Source organism: Roseateles sp. P5_E4 (assembly GCF_054049255.1).
Map to the genome: position 1 here is coordinate 14,468 of NZ_JBFUMS010000021.1, position 25,618 is coordinate 40,085.

General features: G+C 67.5%; 31 protein-coding genes and 1 tRNA gene. 11 read left to right on the forward strand and 21 right to left on the reverse strand.

Going from position 1 to position 25,618, the window contains the following annotated elements; translation table 11 throughout:
* The gene (gene nadC / locus ACXJLH_RS28005; protein ID WP_457447686.1) at window positions 1-876 is read left to right on the forward strand and encodes a carboxylating nicotinate-nucleotide diphosphorylase; all 876 of its coding nucleotides are present in this window, start codon (window positions 1-3) and stop codon (window positions 874-876) included.
* On the opposite strand, the gene ACXJLH_RS28010 is transcribed toward nadC, so the two are convergent.
* The 3 genes from ACXJLH_RS28010 to ACXJLH_RS28020 form a co-directional block, all read right to left on the reverse strand.
* Complete coding sequence (locus tag ACXJLH_RS28010) at window positions 873-1,967, reverse strand: PEP-CTERM sorting domain-containing protein (protein WP_457447688.1); 1,095 nt, start codon at window positions 1,965-1,967, stop codon at window positions 873-875. The two genes, nadC and ACXJLH_RS28010, sit on opposite strands and share 4 nt — an antisense overlap.
* Window positions 1,968-2,160: 193 nt before the next feature.
* Window positions 2,161-2,898, reverse strand: coding sequence for a proteasome-type protease (locus ACXJLH_RS28015; protein ID WP_056191944.1), 738 nt, complete (start codon window positions 2,896-2,898; stop codon window positions 2,161-2,163).
* 33 nt (window positions 2,899-2,931) lie between these two features.
* Window positions 2,932-3,960, reverse strand: coding sequence for an NAD-dependent epimerase/dehydratase family protein (locus ACXJLH_RS28020; protein ID WP_457447690.1), 1,029 nt, complete (start codon window positions 3,958-3,960; stop codon window positions 2,932-2,934).
* Window positions 3,961-4,051: 91 nt separating this feature from the next.
* Here ACXJLH_RS28020 and ACXJLH_RS28025 point away from each other — a divergent pair, with 91 nt between their 5' ends.
* Entirely contained in the window at window positions 4,052-4,942 is an 891-nt protein-coding gene (locus tag ACXJLH_RS28025) for a LysR family transcriptional regulator (RefSeq protein WP_457447692.1), read from the forward strand.
* Here the strand turns inward: ACXJLH_RS28025 and ACXJLH_RS28030 are convergent.
* Entirely contained in the window at window positions 4,920-5,156 is a 237-nt protein-coding gene (locus ACXJLH_RS28030; RefSeq protein ID WP_457447694.1) for a hypothetical protein, read from the reverse strand. The genes ACXJLH_RS28025 and ACXJLH_RS28030 overlap by 23 nt on opposite strands.
* 62 nt (window positions 5,157-5,218) lie before the next feature.
* Entirely contained in the window at window positions 5,219-5,728 is a 510-nt protein-coding gene (locus ACXJLH_RS28035; RefSeq protein ID WP_457351084.1) for a DUF4142 domain-containing protein, read from the reverse strand.
* 232 nt (window positions 5,729-5,960) lie between these two features.
* Between ACXJLH_RS28035 and ACXJLH_RS28040 the strand changes: the two genes are divergently transcribed.
* Both ACXJLH_RS28040 and ACXJLH_RS28045 read left to right on the forward strand, forming a co-directional pair.
* Complete coding sequence (locus ACXJLH_RS28040) at window positions 5,961-6,512, forward strand: pyridoxamine 5'-phosphate oxidase family protein (RefSeq protein WP_457447696.1); 552 nt, start codon at window positions 5,961-5,963, stop codon at window positions 6,510-6,512.
* Window positions 6,513-6,941: 429 nt separating this feature from the next.
* Window positions 6,942-7,889 (forward strand): hypothetical protein, encoded by a 948-nt coding sequence (locus ACXJLH_RS28045; protein WP_457447698.1) that lies wholly within the window; start codon window positions 6,942-6,944, stop codon window positions 7,887-7,889.
* A gap of 270 nt (window positions 7,890-8,159) precedes the next feature.
* On the opposite strand, the gene ACXJLH_RS28050 is transcribed toward ACXJLH_RS28045, so the two are convergent.
* Window positions 8,160-8,849 carry an Abi-alpha family protein gene (locus ACXJLH_RS28050; RefSeq protein WP_457447699.1) on the reverse strand — a complete coding sequence of 230 codons (690 nt, stop codon included), beginning with the start codon at window positions 8,847-8,849 and terminating at the stop codon, window positions 8,160-8,162.
* Window positions 8,850-9,167: 318 nt separating this feature from the next.
* Between ACXJLH_RS28050 and ACXJLH_RS28055 the strand changes: the two genes are divergently transcribed.
* Window positions 9,168-9,971, forward strand: coding sequence for a hypothetical protein (locus ACXJLH_RS28055; RefSeq protein WP_457447701.1), 804 nt, complete (start codon window positions 9,168-9,170; stop codon window positions 9,969-9,971).
* Between the two features lie 134 nt (window positions 9,972-10,105).
* Here ACXJLH_RS28055 and ACXJLH_RS28060 read toward each other — a convergent pair.
* A tRNA-Arg gene (locus ACXJLH_RS28060) sits at window positions 10,106-10,181 on the reverse strand.
* Window positions 10,182-10,321: 140 nt separating this feature from the next.
* On the opposite strand from ACXJLH_RS28060, the gene ACXJLH_RS28065 reads away from it, so the two are divergent.
* The gene (locus tag ACXJLH_RS28065) at window positions 10,322-10,861 is read left to right on the forward strand and encodes a c-type cytochrome (protein WP_056192630.1); all 540 of its coding nucleotides are present in this window, start codon (window positions 10,322-10,324) and stop codon (window positions 10,859-10,861) included.
* Between the two features lie 55 nt (window positions 10,862-10,916).
* Here ACXJLH_RS28065 and ACXJLH_RS28070 read toward each other — a convergent pair whose 3' ends face one another.
* The 3 genes from ACXJLH_RS28070 to ACXJLH_RS28080 are packed head-to-tail and all read right to left on the reverse strand — an operon-like array spanning window position 10,917 to window position 12,948.
* Window positions 10,917-11,432, reverse strand: a complete 516-nt coding sequence (locus ACXJLH_RS28070; protein ID WP_457447703.1) for a DUF2946 family protein — start codon at window positions 11,430-11,432, stop codon at window positions 10,917-10,919.
* Window positions 11,433-11,444: 12 nt separating this feature from the next.
* Window positions 11,445-12,494, reverse strand: a complete 1,050-nt coding sequence (locus ACXJLH_RS28075; protein WP_457447704.1) for a YheT family hydrolase — start codon at window positions 12,492-12,494, stop codon at window positions 11,445-11,447.
* 10 nt (window positions 12,495-12,504) lie between these two features.
* On the reverse strand, window positions 12,505-12,948 hold the full coding sequence (locus ACXJLH_RS28080) for a YybH family protein (protein WP_056191962.1): 444 nt from the start codon (window positions 12,946-12,948) through the stop codon (window positions 12,505-12,507).
* A gap of 67 nt (window positions 12,949-13,015) precedes the next feature.
* On the opposite strand from ACXJLH_RS28080, the gene ACXJLH_RS28085 reads away from it, so the two are divergent.
* Window positions 13,016-14,971 carry a hypothetical protein gene (locus ACXJLH_RS28085; protein ID WP_457447705.1) on the forward strand — a complete coding sequence of 652 codons (1,956 nt, stop codon included), beginning with the start codon at window positions 13,016-13,018 and terminating at the stop codon, window positions 14,969-14,971.
* Between the two features lies 1 nt (window position 14,972).
* Here the strand turns inward: ACXJLH_RS28085 and ACXJLH_RS28090 are convergent, their stop codons facing one another.
* From ACXJLH_RS28090 to ACXJLH_RS28125, 8 genes are all read right to left on the reverse strand, one after another.
* Window positions 14,973-15,188, reverse strand: coding sequence for a zinc-finger domain-containing protein (locus ACXJLH_RS28090; RefSeq protein WP_457447707.1), 216 nt, complete (start codon window positions 15,186-15,188; stop codon window positions 14,973-14,975).
* Window positions 15,189-15,199: 11 nt separating this feature from the next.
* Window positions 15,200-16,132 (reverse strand): branched-chain amino acid transaminase, encoded by a 933-nt coding sequence (locus ACXJLH_RS28095; RefSeq protein ID WP_457447709.1) that lies wholly within the window; start codon window positions 16,130-16,132, stop codon window positions 15,200-15,202.
* 37 nt (window positions 16,133-16,169) lie between these two features.
* Window positions 16,170-16,547, reverse strand: a complete 378-nt coding sequence (locus ACXJLH_RS28100; protein WP_457320573.1) for a hypothetical protein — start codon at window positions 16,545-16,547, stop codon at window positions 16,170-16,172.
* On the reverse strand, window positions 16,544-16,891 hold the full coding sequence (locus ACXJLH_RS28105; RefSeq protein WP_082532416.1) for an antibiotic biosynthesis monooxygenase family protein: 348 nt from the start codon (window positions 16,889-16,891) through the stop codon (window positions 16,544-16,546). The genes ACXJLH_RS28100 and ACXJLH_RS28105 overlap by 4 nt, the downstream gene beginning before the upstream one ends.
* Window positions 16,892-16,912: 21 nt before the next feature.
* Window positions 16,913-17,329, reverse strand: a complete 417-nt coding sequence (locus ACXJLH_RS28110) for a VOC family protein (RefSeq protein WP_056191978.1) — start codon at window positions 17,327-17,329, stop codon at window positions 16,913-16,915.
* A 7-nt stretch (window positions 17,330-17,336) separates the two neighbouring features.
* On the reverse strand, window positions 17,337-17,768 hold the full coding sequence (locus ACXJLH_RS28115; RefSeq protein ID WP_457447712.1) for a hypothetical protein: 432 nt from the start codon (window positions 17,766-17,768) through the stop codon (window positions 17,337-17,339).
* A gap of 81 nt (window positions 17,769-17,849) precedes the next feature.
* Window positions 17,850-19,214, reverse strand: coding sequence for a DNA repair protein RadA (gene radA / locus ACXJLH_RS28120; RefSeq protein WP_056191984.1), 1,365 nt, complete (start codon window positions 19,212-19,214; stop codon window positions 17,850-17,852).
* 269 nt (window positions 19,215-19,483) lie between these two features.
* Window positions 19,484-20,653 carry an MFS transporter gene (locus ACXJLH_RS28125; protein ID WP_457447713.1) on the reverse strand — a complete coding sequence of 390 codons (1,170 nt, stop codon included), beginning with the start codon at window positions 20,651-20,653 and terminating at the stop codon, window positions 19,484-19,486.
* 115 nt (window positions 20,654-20,768) lie between these two features.
* Between ACXJLH_RS28125 and ACXJLH_RS28130 the strand changes: the two genes are divergently transcribed.
* Together ACXJLH_RS28130 and ACXJLH_RS28135 are read left to right on the forward strand one after the other, a co-directional pair.
* Entirely contained in the window at window positions 20,769-21,398 is a 630-nt protein-coding gene (locus ACXJLH_RS28130; protein ID WP_056192635.1) for a LysE family transporter, read from the forward strand.
* Window positions 21,398-22,300: a DMT family transporter gene (locus tag ACXJLH_RS28135; RefSeq protein ID WP_457324116.1), complete on the forward strand. Its 903-nt coding sequence runs from the start codon at window positions 21,398-21,400 to the stop codon at window positions 22,298-22,300. Before ACXJLH_RS28130 ends, ACXJLH_RS28135 begins: the two co-directional genes overlap by 1 nt.
* On the opposite strand, the gene ACXJLH_RS28140 is transcribed toward ACXJLH_RS28135, so the two are convergent.
* On the reverse strand, window positions 22,297-22,929 hold the full coding sequence (locus ACXJLH_RS28140) for an FMN-dependent NADH-azoreductase (protein WP_457447715.1): 633 nt from the start codon (window positions 22,927-22,929) through the stop codon (window positions 22,297-22,299). The genes ACXJLH_RS28135 and ACXJLH_RS28140 overlap by 4 nt on opposite strands.
* Before the next feature lie 2 nt (window positions 22,930-22,931).
* Entirely contained in the window at window positions 22,932-23,249 is a 318-nt protein-coding gene (locus ACXJLH_RS28145; protein ID WP_056191993.1) for a DMT family transporter, read from the reverse strand.
* Window positions 23,250-23,340: 91 nt separating this feature from the next.
* Between ACXJLH_RS28145 and ACXJLH_RS28150 the strand changes: the two genes are divergently transcribed.
* The gene (locus ACXJLH_RS28150; protein ID WP_457324114.1) at window positions 23,341-23,709 is read left to right on the forward strand and encodes a winged helix-turn-helix transcriptional regulator; all 369 of its coding nucleotides are present in this window, start codon (window positions 23,341-23,343) and stop codon (window positions 23,707-23,709) included.
* On the opposite strand, the gene tetR is transcribed toward ACXJLH_RS28150, so the two are convergent.
* A complete protein-coding gene (tetR, locus tag ACXJLH_RS28155) occupies window positions 23,706-24,344 on the reverse strand; it encodes a tetracycline resistance transcriptional repressor TetR (protein ID WP_457447717.1) in 639 nt (212 codons plus the stop codon). The genes ACXJLH_RS28150 and tetR overlap by 4 nt on opposite strands.
* A gap of 30 nt (window positions 24,345-24,374) precedes the next feature.
* Between tetR and tet the strand changes: the two genes are divergently transcribed.
* Window positions 24,375-25,580 (forward strand): Tet(A)/Tet(B)/Tet(C) family tetracycline efflux MFS transporter, encoded by a 1,206-nt coding sequence (gene tet / locus ACXJLH_RS28160; RefSeq protein ID WP_457447718.1) that lies wholly within the window; start codon window positions 24,375-24,377, stop codon window positions 25,578-25,580.
* Window positions 25,581-25,618 lie beyond the last annotated feature (38 nt).

Here is a 25,618-nt window from a genome sequence, read left to right on the forward strand (position 1 = left end):
ATGTTCTCCACCGAAGAGACTTTGGCGCAGGCGCGCTCACGCAATATCCACGAGGCCTTGGCCGAGGACATCGGCAAATGCGACTGGACGGCGCTGCTCGTGCCCTTGGCCAAGCGCGTGGCCGCCCAGGTGCGCGTGCGCGAGGCCGCGGTGCTGTGCGGCCGCGACTGGTTCGACGGTGTGTTTGCCGCACTGGATGCAACGGCGCGCATTGAATGGCTGTACGAGGAAGGCGCCGTGATGGTGGCGGACAGCATCGCCTGCCGCATCGAGGCCGACGGCCGCGCGCTGCTGAGCGCCGAGCGGCCGGCGCTGAATTTCCTGCAGCTGCTGTCTGGCACGGCGACGATCACGCGCGCGCATGTTGATGCCGTGGCCGGCGCCAGCACCAACCCGCGCGGCTGCGCCATCCTGGACACACGCAAGACCATCCCCGGCCTGCGCCTTGCGCAGAAGTACGCGGTGCGCGTCGGCGGCGGGCAGAACCAGCGGCTGGCGCTTTATGCCGGCATCCTCATCAAGGAGAACCACATCGCCGCGGCCGGTGGCGTGGGCCCCGCCTTGCGCGCTGCCCAGGCGCTGAATGCCGGCGTGGACATCCAGATCGAAGTCGAAACCATCGCGCAATTGCACGAGGCACTGGACGCCGGCGCGGTCAGCGTGCTGCTGGACAACTTCAGCGAAGCGCAGATGCGCGAGGCCGTGGCGGTGAATGCCGCGTATTCGGCTCAAGCGCTGCTGGAGGTGTCGGGCGGCGTCGCGCTGGATCAGCTGCGCTGGATTGCCGCGACCGGCGTGGACCGCATCTCCATCGGCCGCCTGACCAAGGATGTCAGGGCGGTCGACTACTCGATGCGGGTGCTCGGTCCGGTCTAGCGACGACGCTTCAGCAGGCCAAGCAGGGCCAGGCCGGTGAGGCCCAGGGTGCCGGGCTCGGGCAGGCGGCCCGGCAATTCAGCGCCGGCCAGCAGGAAGATGTCGCCAAAGCCACCGGTGTCGCAGGGGCCGACGGATCCGCCGTTCTCCAAGGCCGGGCCCGAGCCCCTGACCCCGGTGTTGAAGCAGCCCATCCAGACCTGGACTGACAGCGTGTCATAGCCCTGGCTCTGCAGGCCCTGCAGGTCCAGCGTGGGCAGGTAGTTGATGAATTCGACCTCGTTGGAGGCGCGATTGGTCTTGACGAGGTCGCCGCCGTTCGGGCAGTTGCTGCCATCCGGCGAGGGGTAGGAGACCGTGGCGTTGACGACGCAGATCGCGCCAACGGTCAGCGCGAAGTCGGCGGCGCCGGGCGTCGTGATGGCGCTGCCGTCGAAGGTCTTGTCCGACGAATACAGCGATGGATCCTTGAAGATGTTGTTGGGGTCCAGCGCCTGGGTCTCGAAGTATTTGTTGCCCAGGTTGCCGTCGGTGTCGCGCACCGTGACCAACGCCCAGATGGGAATGCTGGAGGTGTCGTTCTGCGGGTTGTTGAAGTCGAAGGCGATGGCCATCTCGTGATAGGCCCCGCCGAAGGTCAACTTCTGGTTGAGGGTGCTCAGGCCGGTGTCCCAGCTGAAGGGCGTATCACCCGCCAGGCCGCCGTTGTTCGCCGGGTCGTTGCCGTCGCCGGTGAAGAAGTACTTCTTGGTGCCGCCGTTGTTCGTCGAGAAGCCATCCTCCGACGGCATGAGCTGGTCGCCGTTGTTCAGGATGTTGCCGTTGTTGGCGGTGACGACGATGGTGTCGATCAGCGCGCCCTGGCTGGCGGCAAAGCTGTAGGGGCCGTTGAAGCCCGCGTAGCCCTTGGCGGCCAGGTGGTCCAGCACCGTCGTCGAACAGGAGACGACGTTGCCATAGGTGGCACAGGCGGAGTTGGGAGAGGGGTAGGTCGGCGAGTAGACCGGCAGCGGCGCTGCGGCGGCCAGGCCGGCAGGGAAGAGCAGGGCGAGAAGCCACTGCGGTTGGATGCCCCAGGAAGTCTTCTTCATATGTCACCTCTCACGCGAAGCGTTGGCTTCGCGATGAGAAATGAGCATTTATCGGGCCAGGCCCCCTAAGTTGCTGAATTTGCTGCGGTTGACTTTTGACCCGTCGTCGCACTGTTAAAGGACTCGACAGCCGCGAATGAGTGGGACACCGTTGTCAACCTTCGCGCGCCGAGATGGCTGGCGCGACGAGTTCTCAGCCGTCGAACCAGGGCTCGTTGGGCAGGTCGTCAAAGACTTTCCTGAGCCCGGCACTCCAGCCCGTGCGCAGCGCCTGGAAATACGGGTCGTCGCGGCCGATGCGGTTGGGCGGCTTCATGGCCTGCTCGAACTGGTTGGCGCGCAGCATGATCATGTCGATGGGCAGGCCGACCGACAGATTGGACTGGATGGTCGAGTCGAAGCTGACGAGGGTGCACTTGGCGGCTTCGTCCAGCGCCGTCGTGTCGTAGCGGATGACGCGGTCGATGATGGGCTTGCCGTATTTGCTCTCGCCGATCTGGAAGTAGGGCGTGTCCTCGGTGGCCTCGATGAAGTTGCCCTGCGGGTAGACGTGGAAGAGGCGCGGGCCTTCACCCTTGATCTGGCCGCCCAGCAGCATGTTGGCGCCGAAGTCCACGCCGTTGTGCTGGTTGTCGCTGTCGCGGTTGACGATCTCCTTGAGCGTGCGGCCCAGCAGCACGGCCGCGTCGTACAGGGTGGGCACGTTGAGCAGGTGTTCGCCGTCGCCATGCAGGCGCTGGTTCAGCACGGAGATGACGGATTGCGTCGTCGCCAGGTTGCCTGCGGTCAGGATGACGATCTCGCGCTGGTGCGGGATCTGGAACTGGTACATCTTGCGAAAGCTGGCGATGTGGTCGACGCCGGCGTTGGTGCGGGTGTCGGAGGCGAACAGCAGGCCCGCACGCAGGCGCATGGCGACGCAATAGGTCATGGTGTGGTCCCGGCGAATGAGCTGGAAGGCATGTTACGGCTGGCCTTTGCCCTTGCGGGTGCAATGGGCAGGCAGGCAGCCCAGGCCGCGCAGCGACGCCTCGACGGCTTCATCCAGCGGCGTGTGGGGTTCGCGGCCCAGGGCAGCGACGAGGCGGCTGTTGTCCATGCGCACCGGCTGGCGCCACAGATAGCGCATCTCGCGCATCTCCTTGAAGGTCGTGACGAAGGGCGAAGCGAGAGTCAGCAGCCACCAGGGGAAGGCAGAGATACGCGGCGGCTTGCCGCCCTGGGCGACGACGACGCGCTGGATGGCCTCGGCCAGTTCGCGGCCGCTGGCGTCCCAGTGGCCGCTCATGTGGAAGTTGGCGAAGGCGGGCAGTGTCGCGCGTCGTTCCAGCAACTCCACCATCGTGCGGGCGACATCCGGCAGATAAGCCCATTGATGGCCAGCGCCGGCGGCGGCCGGGTTGCTGATGCCGAGCACCGGGCGGTCGGGCTTGACCAGGCCTTGCGAGAACCAGTTGTTGCCGACCCGCGGACCGAAGAAATCGCCGGCGCGCAGTACGATGACGCGCAGCCCCGTCTCGCTGGCCGCTCGCAGCCCCGTCTCGCTGGCCGCTCGCAGCCGCGCCTCCATCTCGGCGCGGATGGCGCCCTTGCGGGTCACCGGCCGCTGCGGCGCGTCCTCGTGCAGCAGCGGGAAAGCATCGGGGCCGTAGTTGTAGACCGTGCCCGGCAGCAGCAGCGTCGCACCCTGGGCGCGGGCGGCGGCGATGCTGTGCTCCAGCATCGGCAGCACGAGGCGATCCCAGTCGCGGTAGCCCGGCGGGTTGACGGCATGAACGATGACGTCGCAGCCCTGGGCGGCAGCGAGCACGTCGGCCGCGTTCAGCGCATCGCCGCGCAGCCATTGGATGCCGTCACTCTGCGCGTGCGCCGTCGGGAGGCCACGCTTGAGCCCCTTGACCACCCAGCCCGTGTCGCGCAACTGGCGTGCCACCTCGCCGCCAATGCCGCCACTCGCGCCGAGCACCAGGACCGTCTTGCTGCTTGTTTCCATGTCGTTCCCCAGAAGTTGATGGAACGGATTCTGGGAAGTGACGGCTTGATTGGGAATTGCTGAAGGTAGTGTCGTAGATATACATTTATGCATGGATTCGACACTGCCCTGGGACCTGCTGCACACCTTTCTCGGCGTGCTGCGCGAGGGCTCGCTGTCGGGCGCGGCGCGGGCGCTGGGGTTGACGCAGCCCACCGTCGGGCGCCATGTCGCCGCACTGGAGCAGGCGCTCGGCCAGCCCCTCTTCACCCGCTCGCCCACCGGCCTGCTGGCCACCGAGGCGGCGCTGGCCCTGCGCGGCCACGCCGAGCAGATGGAAGCCGCGGCGGCCGCGCTGCAACGGGCGGCGACGGCGCGCGGTAGCGAAGTGAGGGGCACGGTGCGGGTGACGGCCAGCGAGATCATCGGGGCCGAGGTGCTGGCAGGCGTGTTTGCTGCGCTGCGCGAGGCTCATCCCGGGCTGGTCCTGGAACTGGCCCTGAGCAACCAGCTGCAGGACCTGTTGCGCCGCGAAGCCGACATCGCCGTGCGCATGACGCCGCCCGAACAGGGCCAGCTGATCGCGCGCCGCATCGGCAGCATTGAGCTGGGCCTGCATGCGCGCACCGACTACCTCGACCGCCACGGCCGGCCGGCGACGCTGGCAGAACTGCAGGGCCACACGCTGATCGGCTTCGACACCGTGACGCCCTTCATCCGCGCCGGGTCCAAGCGCCTGAGCGGCATCAGCCGTGACAGCTTTGCGCTGCGCAGCGATTCCGACCTCGCCCAGCTGGCACTGGTGCGTGCTGGCGCCGGCATCGGCATGTGTCAGGTCGCACTGGCGCGGCGTGCGCCCGTGCTCGAGCGCGTGCTGGCCGACCAGTTCGCCTGGCCGCTGGAGACCTGGGTCGCCATGCACGAGGACCTGCGCCAGAACACGCCCTGCCGAGTCGTCTTCGAGGCGCTGGTGGACGGGCTCACGCGCCACATCGCCATCTGAGGCTCAGCGCACGGGATTCGATGCCGGCGCGGACGCCGGTCCAGAGGCTGGCGGGAAGGATGGCGGCGAGGAGGAGGCGGGCGAAGACGGTGGCGGCAGCGGCGGCGGCGCAGCCTGCGAGGTGGCGGCGTTGGCCGACGGCAGCGGCTGCTGCTCGGAACGGCAGGCCGCCAGCGGCGCCATGGTGACCACGGCCGCGAGCGTCAATGCGCATCGACAGGATGTCAAAGCAGGGAGTGGCATGGGCACCTCACTCAGCAGCGGCAAATGGACGCGTTACTTCTTGGGCGCAACGCTGAGCGCCTGGGCCATCTCCAGGTGGTGCCTCAGGCCGGGCAGGGTCCTTTCGGCCCAGGCCTTGATCTCGGGGTCCTTGGCATTCTGGGCGGCGTCCTGGAAGAGCTTGATCGTGTTCTGATGGGCCTTCACGCCGAAGGTCTTGGCGTAGCGTTCGTCGAACTTGTCGTTGTCGCCGGCATCGATGAGCTTGATCTCGGCCTTCTGCTTGACGGAAGGGCCGTCGGGCAGCGTGACGTTCTTGCTGGCAGCCAGGGCCTTGAGCTCATCGGCCACCTTGGTGTGGTCGGTGATCATCGAATCGGCGAAGGACTTCACATCGGCATTCTTGGCCTTGGACTGTGCGAGCTTGCTGGCCTCGATCTCGGCCGCGCCGGCGTGAGCTGCCTCCTTCATGAAGGACTTGTCCGAGCGGGCGTGGGCCTGGCCGGCAAAGGCGGCACTGGCAAGCATCAGGGTGACGCTCATGAATTTCTGGGCGGTGCGCATGGGGGCTCCTTGACGGGTTGAGGCGGACGGCTGAAGCCGGCATGCGCAACGGCACCACCGGACTAACGCCCAATCTAGGCGGCAGTACATGCCGACAGCGTCAGCCGAGGACGAAGCTGCTGTAGGAGAACCGGCGGCCGGCAGCTTCCGACAGCGGCGCGTGGCGCCGGCCGACAACCCGCCAGCCTCCTGCTGTCTAGGCTGCAGGATCAGTCAATGCCAAGGAGCCGACATGCACGACGACGACAGCCGCAGCTATCCATCGGACAATGACGTGAGCACCGAAGAAGACCTCAGTGGCCCGGCCGCCGCGAAGAAGATCACCGATCTCGTCAGGGCCGGCAACAGCTGCTTTTTCTGCACCCTCGGCATGGGCAAGCGGCAACTGCATGCCCGGCCGATGACCGTCATCGAGGTCGACGACAGCGGTGCCCTGTGGTTCTTCAGCGAGATCGACAGCCTGAAGAACATCGAACTCGACCGCGATCCGCGCGTCACGCTGTTCTTCAAGGAGGGGGACAACGGCGGCCACCTCAAGCTCGACGGCAGCGTCGAGCAGGTCACTGACAAGGCCACCATCCACCGGCTCTGGAGTCCCAAGCTGCGGGCCTGGTTCACGCAAGGCGAGGACGATCCCCGCATCTGCTTACTGCGCGTCGACGCGCTCAGCGGCGAATACTGGGACAACCGCCACGGCAGCGCCATCGCCGGCCTCAAGATGCTGTTCGGCGCCATCACGGCCCAGCGCGTTGACGAGGGCGTGCATGGGCATCTGAAGCTCTGACGCGCCTCGCGGGCAAACAAAAAGCACTTGGCATTTGTGACCCAGGCCATCTTCTGGCCACCGGCACGCTTGAGGTTCGGCCAAAAGGAGGCTGATCTGCACCGTGGCGCTAGGACGCTGCCCAAGGAAGGAATTTTGGATGAGTGCAGGATAGGCTGGGCGCCAGCATCTGGATGCTCATTACTTCGGCTCGCCGCGTGGTTGGTCGTGTGCTCGACGGCGTCCCGATGGATCGCCGCCCGGTTGCCCGGGGCCTGGACAACGCAGAACGCCTCCAGCTCTGGGCGAGGGTGGTCAAGGAGCTGCAAGCGGACGGCCAGCACGGCCTAACCATCGGCTTCCTAACGGCGCGGCAGCCGTGCTTGGCTCTCGTTCCCCACGCCGTCCTACACTCGCCCGGCCTCGAGGCAAACGATGCGAGGGAGCACCGTGTCGAAGAAAAAAGAGCACGAACCTCTGCCGGGGCCGGTCTCGTTGGCGGCGATTCAGGCTGGCGTTCTGATGGACGACCGTGACCACGAACTGAAGCGGATACGGGAATACGTCGAGTGGCAGAGCAACAAGGGTCGCGCCCGGAACCGCAAGAAGGTCAGGGTCGTCCATCTGGAGTTGATGAAAGCAGAGACGGTCTTCGGGCGCCGGCATGACGCTTGGGACGTTCACACGAACGAAGCAGACGGTCGGTGGTGGGTAATCACGGAACCGACGAACCTGTACTCACAGCACGAGTTCCCATCCCTCGACTACACCCTTTCGTTCCATATCGGAGTGATGGCGCGTGTTGCTTCGCGTGACGCCAAGGCCGGCCCGGAGAGCCAACAAGACCGCTTCAGTACGGCCTGGAGGCGGTTAGAAAACGCTCACGAGGCACTGGATGCTGCGGCCGAGGCAGAGGACTTCCAAGCGGTCGGAATGCGATGCCGCGAGGCGCTGGTCGATGTTGCCAAGTCTTTGCGCGGATCGGTCACACTGGGCGAGGGGATTGAAGCGCCGAAGGATGCCGATTTCAAGGGTTGGTTGACTCATCTCGCCACCCACTTCGCCCCTGGTAAGCGGAACGAGCACGTCCGTGGCTACTTGAACAAGGCTGGCCCTGAGGTCTGGCAGTTGGCAAGTTGGCTGACTCACACCGCGACTGCAACAAGGAACGACGCGCAGATCGTATTGGAGGCCACAACGGCGTTCGCCTCATTCATCGGTCTGGTGGTGATGCGACATGAGGCAGGAGCGCCGCCCCGGTGTCCCGCGTGCGCGTCCTATCGACTGGCGAGCGTGTATGAGCTCGATCTCGACTTGGATCCGCCATACGTCAACGTCTGCGAATCCTGCGGCTGGAACAGCTTCGATGCCTCGCAGCAAGAACCTCCAGCGGCTTAGAACGATTGCGTCAAAGGCTCTCGTCTCGTTTGAGTGGTTCTCATCCATCACGGTTCTGTTTGGGTTGGTCAACAACGGAAACGGAACCATCTAGAGTGCCTGCGGCGGCAGCGCAGGCCGGTATCGCTGAGGCATACCCAAATCGAACCAGTGGGAATGCCCGCCGCACAGGCAATCGCCGCTAATCGACAGGCAGGGAAGAGGTGCGTATGGTCCCGCCGGCAACAGTGCACCGGCCGCCCAGTCCGAAGTGCCTGAGCTACAGCGGCACTAGCAGCGACGCCGGCTCAGCGCGCGCATCAAATCGCGGCCAGCGAAGGTCTGAAGAACGATGGCGTGTAGCTCGTCGCCCTTGACGGTCTGGGCGAAGTTCAGGAGGCCTAGCCGAACAAGGTTTGAAAGCGACGACTTCACCGCGTCGGGCGGTTCGCGCCGGGTGGCAGCATTGTCCTCGGCACCGGTAGACGCCCCATCGGGCAAATCACCAGTGAATATGAACTGGCCGAGCGACGGTGTGAGGCCGTAGATCATCTGGAATATGCGGGCATCCAAGGGCGTGAAGTCCTTCAACATAGACACGTAGGCCCGCCGCGGCTCAACATCCTTGTCCGCATCTGCGGCGTTCGCTAGCAGTCGCGCCCACAGGTCCTGCAACTCGTCGACCTCTTCGATGGAGCCCTGCTCGATTGCATCGACCGCGAAACCGAGCGGCAGAGGCTTGGGCCGCACATCTGGACCCAAGGAATGCAACTCTTCCTGAAATCTCTTGAACAGTCGGGCTTGCCGCACCGCTCTCGTGAACTTGAGGTGGTCAGCCAACATTTCCATTGCGTGCTCGATGGGAGCGTCGATGTGCTTCGCTATGAAGCCCCCGGACTTCTCCATGACCTTGAGGGCCTGGCCGGCGGTCTTCGCGACCTCCTGTACGGCTTTGGCGCTTTCAACGTTCTCATCGCTCATTGACATCTCCCTTGGACCGACGAGCTTAGCGCTCAGACATACAACTGAACAACGCCGCCCACGGGCCTAGACCCGCGCCGGCACAGTACCGATGCTGGCTGCGCGATGACTGGCGCGATGCGGTCCGCCACTGTGTTGACCATGCGCCATGCGCAATACTTCGGGCACAAAGAATCGGTTACGTCGAAGGGAGCCGCACGGCGGGGCCTTGTGTCGATCTACTGGGTTACGCGTCGCGCGCTTCCGACCGATCTGCTTATTTTTATAGCAGCCCACGGCCAGGGATGCAAGTCGGCGTAGCGCAAAGGAGGACATGAAATGGAACACTGGATAGCACTTGCGCAAACCATCCTGTGGGTCACGCTCATAAGCGGCATCGTCATCTGGGCGCGTAAGCCACTCCACCACATCCTGACCGCGCTCGGTCAGCGGATAGAGGATGGCAGCGAAGTTGCGGCAGGCCCGTTCTCCATTAAGGACCTCAAGCCGCAACCGGTGGGCCTTCAGGCGGAGAAGGCACAGGCGGAGTTGGCGGCGCCGGCTGACACTGCAAATCCCGAGCCCGCTGCAGGTCAAGCCAAGAGTGTCTTGGCTGAGGTCGCAAAGCAGACGCCAGCCCAACTCGACGCCATCACCTCCCAGCTTCAAGATGCCCAGCAGACTATCGCGCGCATAGCATCAAGTCATGCTCGGGCGACGACATTCTTGGCCGTGGATCTAGCGCTTCGCGCGTTGCAGGCCGAATTCAATGCGCCGCTACAGCGGCAAGTTACAGGGGGCCGCGACGGAGGCTTTGATGGCGTCTTCGAGGCCAACGGGCAGGTACACATAGTGGAGGTGACGTACTTCGGGAAGAGCGCAGGTGTTCGTGAATCCGCAGCGCGAGTCCTTGAGACATTGCGGCGCCTCAAGCATGACGCGGCGCAATACCAATGGGGTACTCCGCAGTTCATCTTCGTGGCCGTATTCGCGAGCGGCGTCATACCGGTCGCCCACAGAGAAGCCATACAGCATGTCTGCTGGGAGATCGGTCAAGTGACCCCCCGGTTCTACACACTCGCCTCGCTACAGCACCAGTTGGGCATAGACCCAACAGACTGGGAAGGCAAGGTCGTCAATTGAACTGACGTCCTATTCCAGCAGCACGTCCACGCAAGGGATGCACCGGTGGCTCACGTTGCCACCCGGTTTAGGGTACTCGTAAGGTACCACCAAAGAAAAAGCACCTAGCCGCGAAGCTAAGTGCTTGATTCATCTGGTGCGCCCGGTTGGGATCGAACCAACAACCCCTGCCTTCGGAGGGCAGTACTCTATCCATTGAGCTACGGGCGCGAAGCCGTGCATTCTAGCAGCGGGGTACCAGGGCCCCGGGGCAGTGTCGGGGCCTGCCTATAATTCGGCGGTTTTTCGTGTCGCGCACCCAGCCCGGCATGAAGCGAGACCCGACCGACGAAGATCGACAAGAGGAATTCATGAGCGCCAGCCACGATCACGACCACGACGACGCCCACACCGGGCCGATCAAGACCCCCAAGCAGCTCGCCTGGGCCGTGCTGTTCGCCTTCGTGGTGCCGGTCATCGTCATCATCCTGCTGGCCAATTACGTCACCACTGACACCAAGCCGGCGGCCGGCACGGCTGCCTTCGAGGCCCAGGCCATTGCAGCGCGCATTGCGCCGGTCGCGCACGTCGAGGTCAAGGACGTCAACGACGCCGCCACCATGAAGACGGGCGAGCAGGTCTTCCAGGCCCAGTGCTCGGCCTGCCACGCCACCGGCGCCGCCGGCGCACCCAAGCTGGGCGACGCGTCGGCCTGGGGCCCGCGCATCAAGAGTGGCTTCGACACGCTGGTGCATTCGGCGCTCAAGGGCAAGGGCAATATGGGCCCGCAGGGCGGCGGCGACTTCAGCGACTTCGAAGTCTCCCGTGCCGTCGTCTACATGGCCAACCAGGGTGGCGCCAAGTTCGACGAGCCCAAGATGGCCGCGCCGGCTGCTTCGGCCGCGCAGTAAAGCTTCGGCTTGAATCCCGCCAAGGGCTGCTTCGGCAGCCCTCGTCGTTTCTGGCTCAGGCGCCAGGGCGGCGCACGAAGCCGAAGCGCTCCGGCAGCTCACCCGACAGGAACTGCTGTGGCGTCCAGCGCCCCTGCTCGACGGCGTCGGCCGCCAGGCCCATGTCGGCCGTGTGCACCAGGCCCAGGCCGAGGTTGGTGAGCAGGTAGAGCCGCCCGGCTTCGTCCAGCCAGCTGGACTCCGCGGCGGCTTCGATGCCGGTGTGGCTCAGCACGCGGCCATCAGGCTGCAGGCGCCAAACCCAGGGCGTCGACTCCAGCTCCACATAGACCCGCTGCGGCCCGTTCTGGAAGAACCAGCAGCCAGCCGCGTCGGCCGCGTAGTTGCGCTCGATGAAGGCACGCAGCTTGTCGTGGTTGATGCGGCTGCCTTTGACCTCGGGGAAGGGGCCGGCGTGCTGGATGCGTTCGTCGCGCATATACCAATCACCACGGGCGTCCAGCGCCAGCCAGCCGTAGCAGTGCGGGACGTTGGGCCACTTCTTGAGGGCCGCTTCGACGATGGGGTCCATGCAAGACCTCCTTCAGCGTTGCTTCCAGAGCCAGTCGCAGACCTGCTCCGGCATGGTCAGCAGATGGCCCGGCAGGCGGCCGGCGGGGAAGCCGACATGGCCGCCGTGGCCAGGCTGCCAGAGTGTCACATGGGCACCCACCTCGGCGGCGTGTGGCAGGCTGCCCCCGGGCACGAAAGGGTCGTTGCGGGCGTTCAGCACCAGGGCCGGGATGCGGATGCGGTGCAGGTGCGGTTTGGCGGCCGCGCGGGTCCAGTAGTCCTCGGTGTTCCTGAAGCCGTGCAGCGGCGCGGTGAACAGGTTGTCGAACTCGTAGATGGTCGACGCGCGCCTGAGCCGCTCGCCATCGAACAGGCCCGGATGCTGCTGCAGCTTGCGCAGGGCCTTGGGAATCATGGTGCGCAGGAAGCGGCGCGCATAGACCTGCCTGTTGAAGCCGCGGTCGATGGCCGCGCCAGCGGCGGCGAGGTCGATGGGCGAGCAGATCGAGCAGACCGCCTGGGCGATCTGGGCGGCGCTGTGGCCGGCTTCCTCGGCCCAGCGCATCAGTGCATTGCCGCCCAGGGACACGCCCGCGACGAGGAGCTTGCTGCCATGGCGCTCGCGCAGGCGCTGCAATATCCAGCCGACCTCCTCGAAGTCGCCCGAGTGGTAGGCGCGCGGGCCGCGGTTCAGTTCACCGGAGCAGCCGCGGAAGTGGGGCAGGGCCATGGCCCAACCGCGTGCGCGGGCGACGCTGGCGAAGGCGACGCTGGAGTGGCTGGTGCGGTCGCCCTCCAGGCCGTGGAACAACACCAGCAGCGGCGTCTCCGGCGGGCGCCCAAGTCGGTCGCCGGGCCGCTCCCAAGACCGACTTGGCCCCCCCGGGGGGCCGGACGCGTACTCGCGTGCGGGCGGCTCACCACCAGCCAGGAAGTCGACATCGATGAAGTCGCCGTCCGGTGTGTCCCAGCGCTCGCGCGTCCAGTTCGGCGGCGGGCCGTCGTGTTGGCGGCTGAAGAGGGCGGGCCAGATGGTCTGGGCGTGGCCGCCGGGCAGCCAGCGGGGGGCGCGGTACTGCATGCGCCGACTCCTAGTGAAGCGTGCCGGCGTCGGCGACGAGCTCCTGGACATCGCCCGCATTGCCGGGGCTGGCGTGGTGCAGCACCAGGCGCCAGCCGAGCGCCGTCTTCAGATAGACATTGGTCGCGATGACCCAAGCCTGCTGGGCCTCGCCATGCAACTGCACGCGCTCCAGCACATGGTGGATGGCGCAATCGCCGCTGTGCAGGCGGCGCACGCGCTCGGGGTGGACGCTGACCGCGCCACGTTGGAACACCGCTTCGAAGGCGGCGCGAATGGCAGGCAGGCCGACGATGCGCGGGCCGCCCGGGTGGACGCAGGCCACTTCCTCGTCATCGGCCCACAGGGCCATCAGGTGATCCAGGTCGGCGTGCTGCAGCGCCTCGTAGAACTGGGCCTCGGTGTCGTCGGGCGAGGCAAGCAGGGCGGCGGTCTGGGCGGCGGAGCGGGGCATGGCGCGATTGTAGGAAGTCGGACGGCGCTACATTGACCCCGCCCCAACCGCTGCCTGATCCCAACCGATGTTTTCGCTGAAAGCCGTTGCGTCCCTGTTCCTTTGTCTGTTGCTGGTGGCCTGCGGTGGCGGTGGCGGTGATGCCGCGCCAGCGCCCGGGCCGGTCACCGTGCCCCCCCTCGGGGCCCAATGCCTGAGCGGCTCCGTCGCGCGCCTGGCTCTGCCCGCCGCAGCCGGTGCGGGGCACAACCAGGAGCTGGCGGTGCTTGCCTGCCCCGGCTCGCGGCTGGACACGGTGCAGTGGCGCCAGACCGATGGCGCCGCGCAGGCCCTCGGTTCGGCGCGTTCGCAGGCCCTCAGCGTCGCACCGGCTGCGGCGGGCCGTTTCACGTTCAGTGTGGACTTCACCGACGCCAAGGGGGCGAGCTACAGCGGCCAAGCCGAGCTCAACGCCACGGCACCCGACGCGACGCCGATGGTGATCCGCGGCGAACCGTCGGTGTTGGCGGGCGGCCAGACGTCGTTGCGCGCCTGGGTCGAGGGGCTGGCCGTGGCCGACTACCCGCTGGCGCGCGTGCGCTGGAGCCGCGTCGACGGCCCGGACGTGAACCTGGGCGATGCAAGCCAATGGCGCGTCATCTTTACCGCGCCTGCGGTGGCCGAAGACAGCCTGCTGCGCCTGCGCGCCGAGGCTACGCTGGCCGATGGGCGCAGCCTCAGCCAGGATTTCAGCCTGCTCGTGCAGGCCTCACCGCCCGCTGTGGCGTCGCCGCTTTTCGGCGCTGGCAACCTGTCCTCGCGCGCCTACCCCTATGTGGCCGGCGGCGCACACGCGGCCGAATTGCGCGGCTGCATCTACACGCCCGCCCTGACCAATGCCACGCTCTGCACGCTGGGCCGCCTGCCGCTGCTCGGCACCGAGACGCGCGGCGAGCTGCCCACCGTGGAGCAGGTGATGGCGCGCGTGCTGGTGTCCAACGACTGGATGGGCCAGCGCTTCGAGGCCTTCCTGCGCGAGCAGGACGTGAATGGCGACTTCCGCCGGCTGCTCAACGCCACCACGGCCATCGTCATCGGCGGCCGGGTGCGGCCGGCCTTCTACTGGAGCGCCACCGGCGCCATCTATCTCGATGCCGACTACCTCTGGCAGACGCCTGCCGAGCGCGACAGCGTCAGCGAAGCGCCCGACCCGCGCAGTGACTATGGGCTAGACCTCGCCTACGCGATGCTGTGGCGCTATGTGCAGGGCAATCAGTCGGCCGGTGGGCGCCCCTCCGTGCTGGCGCGCGACTCACGCGACAGCGCCGCGCTGATCCCGGCACTCGGCCGCCTGCTGTACCACGAGCTGACGCACGCCAACGACTTCCTGCCGCCCCGCGTGCACCTGCTGCTCAACAGCGGCTTGCGCGTCTACGAGGCCATTCCCGCCAACACTGCGTCCGAACAGCTGCGCACGCAACTGCCGTTCTATTCACAGGAGATGGTCGACCTGGGCCGCGTGCAGTTCTTCGGCGTGGCGTCCACGGCGGTGCAGCGCGCCTACCAGCCGGCCGACATCGTGCGTTTCTTCAGCAGTGACCGCGTCACCGACGACTACAGCTATTCCTGGCCCAGCGGCCAGAGCGTGCCGCGCGAGGATGCGGCGATGCTGGCCGAGGAGGCGCTGATGCAGCTGCGCCACGGCGTGCTGCGCGATGTCGCGGTCACGCCGCAATTCCTGAGCGGGGCGAGCGCAGACCAGGTCGTGACCTGGGGCCAGCGCGGCCGCGTGGGTGATGCCGCCATCAAGTCGCGCGTGGCGCTGGTGCTGTCCCAGACCATGCCCTGGCTGCCGGCCGGCTTCACCAACGGCCTGGCTGCGCCGGTTCAGTTGCGCGCCGGGCTGACCTGGGGCCAGAACCTCGATCAGGGCGCCCTGGCTGTTGGGATGGTGAGGCCGCTGTCGGCCATCGAGCGGGCGCTGGAGGCCGACCTGGACACCCAGCGCCGCGGCGGCCGCAAGACCGCCGCGCTGATGCGCTAGTTCAGTGGTGTCCGCCGACGACTTCGCCGGCTTTCAGCTTGTAGGCCGTGCCGCAGTACGGGCACTGGCCCTGGCCGCCATGGGTCAGGTCGATGAAGACCTTGGGATGCGCGCTCCACAGCGGCATCTTGGGGTTGGGGCAGAAGACCGTGCCGTTGTCGTTGCAGTCCTTGGCCGTCACTTCGACGGTGGCGGCGGGCGTGGTGGTGGTGCTCATGTTGTTTGCTCTCAGACCGCGGTCAGCCACTCGGCGTACTTGGGGTTGCGGCCGTTGACGATGTCGAAGAAGGCCGACTGGATCTTTTCGGTGATGGGACCCCGCGACCCCGAACCAATCTCGACACGGTCCAGCTCACGGATGGGCGTCACTTCAGCGGCGGTGCCGGTGAAGAAGGCCTCGTCGCAGATATAGACCTCGTCGCGGGTGATGCGCTTCTCGACCAGCTTCAGGCCCAGGTCCTGGCAGATCGCAAAGATGGTGTTGCGGGTGATGCCGTTGAGCGCGCCGGCCGACAGGTCGGGCGTGTAGACGACGCCGCCCTTGATGACGAACAAGTTCTCGCCAGCGCCTTCGGACACGAAGCCCGAGGCGTCCAGCAGCAGGGCCTCGTCGTAGCCGTCGTCGGTGGCTTCCATGTTGGCCAGGATGGAGTTGGTGTAGTTGGACACCGTCTTGGCCTGCGTCATCGTGATGTTGACGTGGTGGCGCGTGTAGGAGCTGGTCTTGACGCGAATGCCGCGCTTCATGCCTTCCTCGCCGAGGTAGGCGCCCCAGCTCCAGGCGGCCACCATCAGGTGCACCTGGTTGCCCTTGGGGCTGACGCCCAGCTTCTCGGAGCCGATCCAGATCAGCGGGCGGATGTAGGCGCTCTTCAGGCCGTTGGCCTTGACGACGGCGCGCTGGGCCTCGTTGACCTGCTCCATCGAGAAGGGGATCTTCATGCGCAGGATCTTGCCGCTGTTGAACAGGCGCTGGGTGTGCTCCTGCAGGCGGAAGATGGCGGTGCCGTTGACCGTGTCATAGGCGCGCACGCCCTCGAAGGCGCCGCAGCCGTAATGCAGGGTGTGGGTCAGCACGTGGATCTTGGCGTCGCGCCAGTCGACGAGCTCGCCGTCCATCCAGATCTTGCCGTCGCGGTCATGCAGGGGGGCGGGAACCATCGTTACTCCAGTGCGTGCGGGGTGAAAGCGGGCGATTTTACGAAGCTTGGGCTGCGCGGATCAGCCGCCACTCGACGAGCTTGCCTTTCACCAGCTTGACTTCGACGGCGTCGCCGCCGGCGTCGCGCCAGACAAAGGTCTCCGGCGCCTGCTTTTGCCCCAAGCTGCCGGCCAGGCCGATCAGGTCCACCAGCTTCATGCCGGCATGCAGTTTGCTGTTCAACATGACGGCGTTGTTGACCGAGCCCAGCGGGGCCGCGCCGGCCACCTTCATGACCCGCATCAGCCGCGAGATCTGCAGCAGCAGCCAGAAGACGATGCCCGTCGTCGCGAAGATGACGCCCTGCCAGCCGAGCAGCGCACCGCCACCAATGAGGGCCACCAGCGCCAGGCCAACACCGATCCACGGATTCATGCTTGCGGGTCCTTCAGCCCATCGTCGCGTTGCCAGGCATAGGCGCGCTCGACCTTGGCCACGCGCAGCGTGTAGTGCTGGTACCAATCGCTGCGGCCGGTGTCGCGCGCGATCTTGTGCTCGGCGTTGCGGCGCCAGGCGGCAATGTCCTCGGGGCTGCGCCAGTAGGAGACCGTGATGCCCAGGCCATCCTCGCCGCGGGTGCTCTCCACGCCCAGATAACCCGGCTGCTCGGAAGCCAGGGCCACCATGCGGTCAGCCATGTCGCCATAGCCGCCGTCAACGGGCGTGCGCTGGCTGGTGAAGATGACGGCGTAGTAGGGGGGCTCGGGCAGTGCGCTCATGGCGCACATCCTGCCACGCCGTCAGGCCGCTAGCGGCAGGCGGGTCACCTCGACGCTGTCGGCCGAGCGCTGCGTCGGCCCATGGTAGACAGCCTCGATGTTGTTGCCGTCGGGGTCCAGCACGAAGGCGGCGTAATAGCCCGGGTGGTAATGGCGCGGCCCCGGGGTGCCGTGATCGCGGCCGCCGGCGGACAGCGTCATCGCATGGAAGCGCCGGACCTCATCCTCGCTGTGGGCCTGGAAGGCCAGATGCACATGTGACACGCGGCCATCGGCCTTGTCGACGTAGAACTCGTCGGCGTAGAAGCAGCCCTCTGCTTCGCCGAAGGCCTCGAGCCGCCCGATGGCGTCCAGCGCCGCACGGTAGAAGCGCCGGCTGGCCGCCAGGTCGCTCACGCGCAGATGCACGTGGTCGAGCAGGCGGCCGCAGTGCTCCATATCCGTCCTACTTGGTTACTTTGAGCAGCACGCAGCGCACCCACTGGCCAGACTCCAGCGCGTCCTTGTGGCCGTTCAGGAACTGTTCGGCCGTCGAGTTGCGCGCGGAGAAGCACATGCCGTGCAGGATGCCCATGCGTGGCACGGGCCGCGACCATTTGCGCTCGACGACGCCGTTGAACCAGGACACCTGCTCATCGTCGCTGTCCACGTCGGCGCGGCCCAGCAGCAGCACGACCTCGTATTTGTCCTCGGTCAGCGGCTCGGCCGCGCTGGTCAGCACCTGCAGGCCGCCGTCGCTCATGTTCAGCACCAGGCCGGCCGGCCCCTGGCTGAACTGCACCGGCTTGAAGACCCAACCGGGCAGGGAGTCGGCATCGTGCTGGGCGGCCAGGAAATCGGTGCGGGCGTGCTGCCTGAGATTGGCGGGATCTGACATGAACGGGGTCCTCCGGTGCGAGGCCCCGATCCTAAGCAGACTTTGGCGTGGCGTGCACCATGGAAACCTGTTGTCTCAGTTTCAAATGAGCCCGCGCAAGACCTCGATGGCCTGCTCCACCCGCTCGACAGCATGGATGGTCAGCCCCTCGATGGCCTTCTTGGGTGCATTCGCCTTGGGCACGACGGCGACGCTGAAGCCCAGCTTGGCGGCTTCCTTCAGGCGCTCCTGGCCGCGCGGCGCGGGGCGAACCTCGCCGGCCAGGCCGACCTCGCCAAAGGCGATGAAGCCACGCGGCAGGGCCTTGCCGCGCAGCGAACTCTGGATGGCCAGCAGCACGGCCAGGTCGGCCGCCGGCTCGCTGATGCGCACGCCGCCGACCGCGTTGACGAACACGTCCTGGTCGCCGGTGGCCACGCCCGCATGCCGGTGCAGCACGGCCAGCAGCATCGCGAGGCGGTCACGGTCCAGGCCCACCGACAACCGCCGCGGGCTGACGCCGCCGCTGTCCACCAGCGCCTGCAGCTCGACCAGCAGCGGCCGCGTGCCCTCCAGCGTGACGAGCACGCAGCTGCCCGGCACGGGCTCGGCGTGGGTGGACAGGAAGATGGCGCTCGGGTTGGTGACGCCCTTGAGCCCCTTCTCCGTCATCGCGAACACGCCGATCTCGTTGACCGCGCCGAAGCGGTTCTTGATGGCGCGCACCAGGCGGAAGCTGCTGTGCGTGTCGCCCTCGAAATACAGCACCGTGTCGACGATGTGCTCCAGCACACGCGGGCCGGCCAGCGCACCTTCCTTGGTCACATGACCCACCAGCACGATGGCACAGCCGCGCGCCTTGGCCGTGCGTGTGAGCTGGGCCGCGCATTCGCGCACCTGGGCGACCGAACCGGGCGCGGACGAGAGTTGCTCGGAGTACAGCGTCTGGATGGAGTCGATGACGCAGAAGTCGGGCTCCTCGACGTCGATGGTGGCGAGGATGCGCTCCAGGCTGATCTCGGCCAGCACGCGCACCTTGGCGCCCGACAGGCCCAGGCGCCGCGAGCGCATCGCGACCTGGGCGCCACTTTCCTCGCCGGTCACGTACAGGACTTTCACGGTTTGCGACAGCGACTCGACCGCCTGCAGCAGCAGCGTCGACTTGCCGATGCCCGGATCGCCGCCGATCAGCACGACGCCGCCGGCCACGATGCCGCCGCCCAGCACCCGGTCCAGCTCTTCCTGGCCCGTGGGCGTGCGCTCGAAGTCGCTGGCCTCGATCTCGGAGAGTGTGGCCACCGGCTGGCTCTTGGCCAGCGACTGGTAGCGATTCTTGACGCCGCCGGTGGGCTCGGCGATGCCCTCGGTCAGCGTGTTCCAGGCGCCGCAGTGCGGGCATTTGCCCAGCCATTTGGCGTTGGTGCCGCCGCATTCGGTGCAGGTGTAGATGCTCTTGCTTGTCGCCATCAGCGCATTGTCTTAGGGTCTGCTGACACGGTGGCAATGGGCCGCGTTGTGACCAGAAGGGTCGCGAGCAAGGCGCAAAGCGGAGCCGGGTTGGGCACCCGGCGAGCATTTGCAACGCCGCGCGCGGCCTTTCTGGTCACAACCCTTCGGGAAGACCGGCAGCCAGGGGCCACTCGGCGTTGCACCGCTTGCCCGCACATGAGTGCGGGCGGCTCGTTGCGCCTTGATTGGCCCCTGGCTGCCGGCCTTCGCGGCCCATTGCCGCCGTGTCAGCAGACCCTGGGGCGAACCCAGGCTGTCAGCAGCAGCGCCGCCGCCAGCGCGCACCCCGCCGAGAAGCCGAAGGCGACGGTGGCCGACAGGCCCTCCCACAGCCAGCCGAACAGCAGCGAGGCCGGCAGCAGCATGGCGCCCATGACGAGGTTGAGCCAGCCGAAGGCCGTGCCGCGCTGTTCGGCCGGCGCCAGGTCGGCCAGCAGCGCGCGCTCGACGCCCTCCGTCGCGGCCATGAAGATGCCGTAGAGGCCGAACAGCAGGTACAGCCGCCAGCCCGGCGCGGCCCACGCTGCCATGCCGATGTAGAAGGCGGCATAGGCGACATAGCCGGCCACCAGCAGGTGAACGCGGCCGACGCGGTCCGACAACCCGCCCAGCGGCACCGCGAACAGCGCCGCGACGCCCGACACCGCGGCCCACAGCAGCGGTACCTGGGCCTCGGCCACGCCGAGCTCCTTGGCGCGCAGCAGCAGGAACATGTTGCTGGAGTTGCCCAGCGTGAACAGCGCAACGACGACGAGGTAGCGCCGCAGCGGCTTGGGCAGGCCAGCCAGCGTCCAGCTGAAGCGCGGTGGCGCGGTGGCCGGTGGCGGGGCTTCCCGCACCGCCAGCGTCAGCCCCAGGCAGAGCAGGCCGGGAATGATGGCCCACAGGAAAACCTGGCCCAGCGGCACGCCCGCACTCAGCAGCGCCCAGGCCAGCAGCGGCCCGATGACGGCGCCGGCGTTGTCCATGGCGCGGTGCAGGCCGAAGGCCAGGCCGCGCTGGCCGGGTACTATGTTGGCAGCCAGCAGCGCGTCGCGCGGCGCGGCACGCACGGCCTTGGCGATACGGTCGGTCAGGCGCAGGGCCAGCAGCAGCGGCCAGCCGGCGACAAAGGCGATCAGCGGCCGCGCGATGCCGGCCAGGCCGTAGCCGGCGATGACCCAGGGTTTGCTGCGCCCGCTGCGGTCCACCATGATGCCGGCCCAGAGCTTGAGCAGGCTGGCCAGCGCCTCGGCCAGGCCCTCGATGAGGCCCAGCACCCGCGGGCCGGCCATCAGCACGCCGCTCAGATACAAGGGCACGAGGGGGTAGACCAGCTCGCTGGCGCTGTCGTTGACGAGGCTGATCAGGCCGAGCAGCCAGACGCTGCGCGGCAGCGAGAAAAGGGCCCTGAGCATCGGGGCATGTTATGTCCTGGGTGCCAGACCGCCCGAGCGCAGCGAGTAGCTCTGGCATCCACTGAGCAGGGGCGTGGGACACTCGGCGCCTTGCAGTTTCTCGATGGAGCCGGTCATGGAGTTTTCGGTCTGGTTGGCCTTTTTTGCCGCATCCTGGGCGATCAGCCTGTCCCCCGGCGCAGGTGCTGTCGCGGCGATGAGCGCGGGCCTGAGCCATGGCTTCAGGCGCGGCTATTTCATGACCTTCGGCCTCATCCTGGGCATCCTGACCCAGGTCGTCCTCGTCGGCGCCGGCCTGGGCGCGCTGATCGCGGCCTCGTCGCTGGGTTTTGCCCTCGTCAAATGGGCTGGCGTGGCCTACCTGGTCTGGCTGGGTGTGCAGCAATGGCGTGCACCGGCCAAGCCCATGGTGGCGGCGGATGACGGCGCCGTGCTGGCCACGCGCCGCCAGCTGGTGCTGCGCGGCTGGGGCATCAATGCCGTCAACCCCAAGGGCACGGTCTTCCTGCTGGCCGTCGTGCCGCAGTTCCTCGACCTGCATGCCGCGTTGGCGCCGCAATACCTCGTCATCGGCTGCACGCTGGCCTTCACCGACCTGGTCGTCATGGCCGGCTACACCGTGCTGGCCGCGCGGGTGCTGGCGGCGCTGAAGAGCGAGCACCACATCAAGGTGCTGAACCGCGTCTTCGGCTCGCTGTTCGTCGCGGCCGGTGCGCTGCTGGCGACCTTCAAGCGCGCGGCCTGATGGCGGCGGGAGACAAGCCCGGCCGCCTGCCCACCTGGTTCCTCTTCCTGGCCCCGGTCGCGATCTGGGCCAGCACCTGGCACGTCATCCTGTACCAGCTCGCGTCGACAGTGCCGGCGCTGACGTCGGTCGGCTGGCGCTTCGCGCTGTCGGCGCTGATGCTCGCCGGGCTGGCGCGCTGGCAGGGCACTTCGCTGAAGCTGCCGCGTTATGCCCACGGCTACATGTTGGGCACTGGCGTCATCCAGTACGCCGGCAACTACTGGTCCATCTACGAGGCCGAGCGCTTCGTGCCCAGCGGGCTGGTGGCGGTGCTGTTCTGCCTGATGGTGTTCATGAATGCACTCGTCGCCTGGCTGCTGTGGCGCCAGCCGGTGAGCCGACGCTTCCTCGTCGCGTCCAGCGGCGCGGTGCTGGGCGTGGCGCTGATCTTCTGGCCCGAACTCGCGTCTACCGGCGCGCGGCCGAATGCGGCCCTGGGGCTGGGCCTGAGCTTCTTCGCCGTCGTGGTGGCGGTCATCGGTGGCTTCTTCACCTTGGTGTTGACGCGCCGCGGCCTGCCGCTGGTGCCGGTGCTGGCCTGGAGCATGGGCTATGGCGCGGCCTTCCTGCTGGGGATGTCGCTGGCGCTGGGCCACGGCCTGCCCTTCGACGGCGCCTGGACCTATGTCGGCAGCCTCGTCTACCTGGCCGCCTTTGGCTCGGTCATCGCCTTCACGCTGTACTACAAGCTCGCCGAGCGCCGCGGCCCCGCTCAGGCGGCGCTCATCGGCGTGCTGGTGCCCGTCATCGCGCTGATCGTGTCGGCCGTGCTGGAGGGCTGGCAGGCGACGCCGCTGGCCATCGGCGGCATGGTGCTGTGCCTGGCCAGCCTGTTCGTCGCGACGCGGCCGCAGCGCTAAATGCGCTCGGCCGCCGCTTCGGCCTGGGCGCGCCGTGCCTGCTTCAGCGCGGCCAGCGAGGTGGGGTCGGTCAGCGTGGGTGCGATGACGATCTCCTGCGCCACCTTGATGTCCAGGAAGCCGAGCCAGGCGCGCATCGCTGCCTTTTGCGTGTCCAGGTGACCCTGGGCCGAGTGGCCCTCGCTGCCATAGTCGCTCGCGCTGCTGTAGACCAGCACGGCGCGCTTGCCCGACAGCAACGGCCGGTAGCCGGTGTCACGCTGCCAGGCCCAGTTCTGGCCCGGCAGCGTGACCACGTCGATGTAGTGCTTGAGGCGGTAGGGCAGGCCCAGGTTCCACATCGGCAGGTTGATGACGTAGTGGTCGGCCCGGTTGAAGGCTTCGGCCAGCGCGACGGCGCGCGCCCAGTGGCGGCGCTGGTCGTGGGTCGCCTGCTGGCTGCGCAGCACGGCGAACTTGGCCGCGATCATGTCGGCGTCGAATTCGGGCAGCGCGAGCTGCCAGACGTCGGCAACCTCGACCTGGGCGTCGGCACGGACGGCGCGGTAGCGGGCGACGAAGGCCTCGGCGATCTCGCGCGATGTGGAGGCCGGATTCGGCGAGCCCTGGATGTGCAGCAGCCGGCTCATCTTCAGCCCTCCAGCCAGCGCAGGCCGGCGATGCCGGCCACGATGAGGGCCATGCAGCCCAGCCGTGCGGGCGAGGCGCTGTCGCCGTGCACCCAGACGCCCAGCAGCGCCACGCCAACGGCGCCGATGCCGGTCCAGACCGCATAGGCCGTGCCGGTCGGCAGGCTTTTGAGCGACTGCGTCAGCAGCACGATGGACAGCAGCGCGGCGAGCACGCCGGCCGCGCCTGGCAGCGGCCGGCGCCAGCCGTCGGACGCCTTCAACGCCGCGGCCATGGCGATCTCGACCAGACCGGCACTCACCAACAGAAACCAAGCCATGGGGTCTCTCCAAGTTGCAATGGGCTCACTGTGGGAGGCCAGGCACAGAATCGGAAGTACGCACCTTTTGGTAACCAGGGAAATCCAGACGATGGCCGACACCTCAACCGGCAATGTGCTCAGCGCCAGCTGCCCCTCGCGTGCCGCACTGGAGGTGGTGGGCAGCAAATGGGCGCTGCTGATCGTGCCGCTGCTGGCCCGGCAGCCGCTGCGCAACAACGAGCTGCTGCGCCAGGTGGGCGGCATCTCGCAGAAGATGCTGACGCAGACGTTGCGCGAACTGGAGCGCCACGGCCTGGTGCAGCGCACCGACCATCAGACCGTGCCGCCGCACGTCGACTACCAGTTGACCGAACTGGGCCGGTCCCTGAGCGAGGCGCTGGTGGTGGTGGACCGCTGGGCCGAACGGCACTACCCCGCCGTAGCATCGGCGCGCATGGCGTTCGACCGCCGGCGCTAGGCCTTCAGCTGCGCCTGCGCGCCGTCGAGCAGCAGGCGCAACGAGCGGTCGAACAGGCGGTCGGGATCGTCGCCCAGCGTCTGCGCCCAGCCTGCGGCCAGCAGCGGGTATTTCGCCGCGTCGGGCCCGCTCAGCATCGACGAGGGCGGCGCATCGGGCGCTTGCGCGGACTGCTCCTCCAGCACCCAGCCGACGACGAAGCGCCCCACCGACATCATCAGCCGGGTGGCCTGCCCCGGCTCGAAGCCGGCATCGCACAGCAGGCGCAGGCGAGCCTCGATGGAATCGAAGTGCAAGGGGCTCGGCCGTGTGCCGGCATGCAGGCGCGCGCCGTCGCGGTAGGCCAGCAGCGCGCGGCGAAAGCTCTGGCCGTTGGCCATCAGCCAGTCCTGCCAATGCTGGCCCGGCGCCGGCTCCGCCTGGGCGTGGTTCTCCAGCACGACGGCCTCGGACATCGCATCCAGCAGCGCTGCCTTGCTCTTGAAGTGCCAGTACAGCGTCGGCGACTGCACGCCCAGGCGTTCGGCCAGCTTGCGGGTGCTCAAGGCGTCGATGCCGACTTCGTTGAGCAGCGCGAGCGCGGCGCGCAGCACGTCGTCGCGATTCAGTCGGCTGGAGCGTTCGGTGGCATTCATCCCTAGCAATGATAGAGAAGTTCGTGCAAAATGTTCTCTATCGACGATAGAGAGGCATTCGTGAATCGAGCCCTGACCGTCATCTTGATGACGCTGCTGCTGGACGCCGTGGGCATGAGCCTGGTGTTCCCCATCCTGCCCGGCCTGCTGCGCGAGCTGGCCGGCGCCGAGGCCACGACCCACCACTACGGCGCCCTGCTGGCCGTCTACGCGGCGATGCAGTTCCTGTTTTCCCCGGTGCTGGGTGCGCTGAGCGACCGTTTCGGCCGCCGGCCGGTGTTGCTGGCCTCGCTGGCCGGGGCCGCGGCGGACTATGTGCTGATGGCGTTGGCGCCCAACCTGGCCTGGCTCTACGTCGGGCGGGTGCTGTCCGGCATCACCGGCGCCAGCATGGCCGTGGGCACGGCCTACATCACCGATATGACGCCCGAGGCCGACCGCGCCAGGCGCTATGGCCAGATGGGCGCGGCCATGGGCCTGGGCTTTGTCGTCGGGCCGCTGATCGGTGGTGCTTTAGGCGAGTGGTCGCTGCGAGCGCCCTTCGTCGCCGCGGCCGTCATGAATGCCTTGAACCTGGGGATGGCCTGGTTCGCCCTGCCCGAATCCAACCAGAACCGCACGGCCCGGCTGGACGCCAGCAAGTTCAACGCCTTCTCGGCACTGCATCGCCTGGAGGGCAAGCGGCCCTTGCTGCCGCTGGTGGGGGTCTTTGCCGTCGTCGCGCTGGTGTCGCAGGTGCCGGCGGCGCTGTGGATCCTTTACGGCCAGGACCGCTACGGCTGGACTGCCTGGGTGGCGGGCCTGTCGCTGGCCTGCTATGGCGGCCTGCACGCGATCTCGCAGGCCTTCGTCACCGGGCCGATGGTGGCCAGGCTCGGCGAGAAGCGCGCGCTGCTGGCCGGCATGGCGGCGGACGGCCTGGGTTTTGTCGGCATGGGTGTGGCGGTGGCGGGCTGGATGCCGTTTGCGCTGCTGCCGCTGTTCGCCATCGGCGGGCTGGCCCTGCCGGCGCTGCAGGCCATGCTGGCGCGGCAGGTGGACGAGCAGCGCCAGGGCGGGTTGCAGGGCACGCTGGCCAGCCTGACCAGCCTGATCGGCATCGGCGGGCCGCTGGTGGTCACGGCCGGCTTTGCGGCGACGCAGGGCGCCTGGCCTGGCTGCGTCTGGGTGATCGCCGCGGTGCTGTATCTGATCGCGCTGCCCATGCTGTTCAGTCGCCGCGCTCGCACCGCGTAACAACCAGCCGTTCCCCACCACTCGGCAAGGGCGTTACG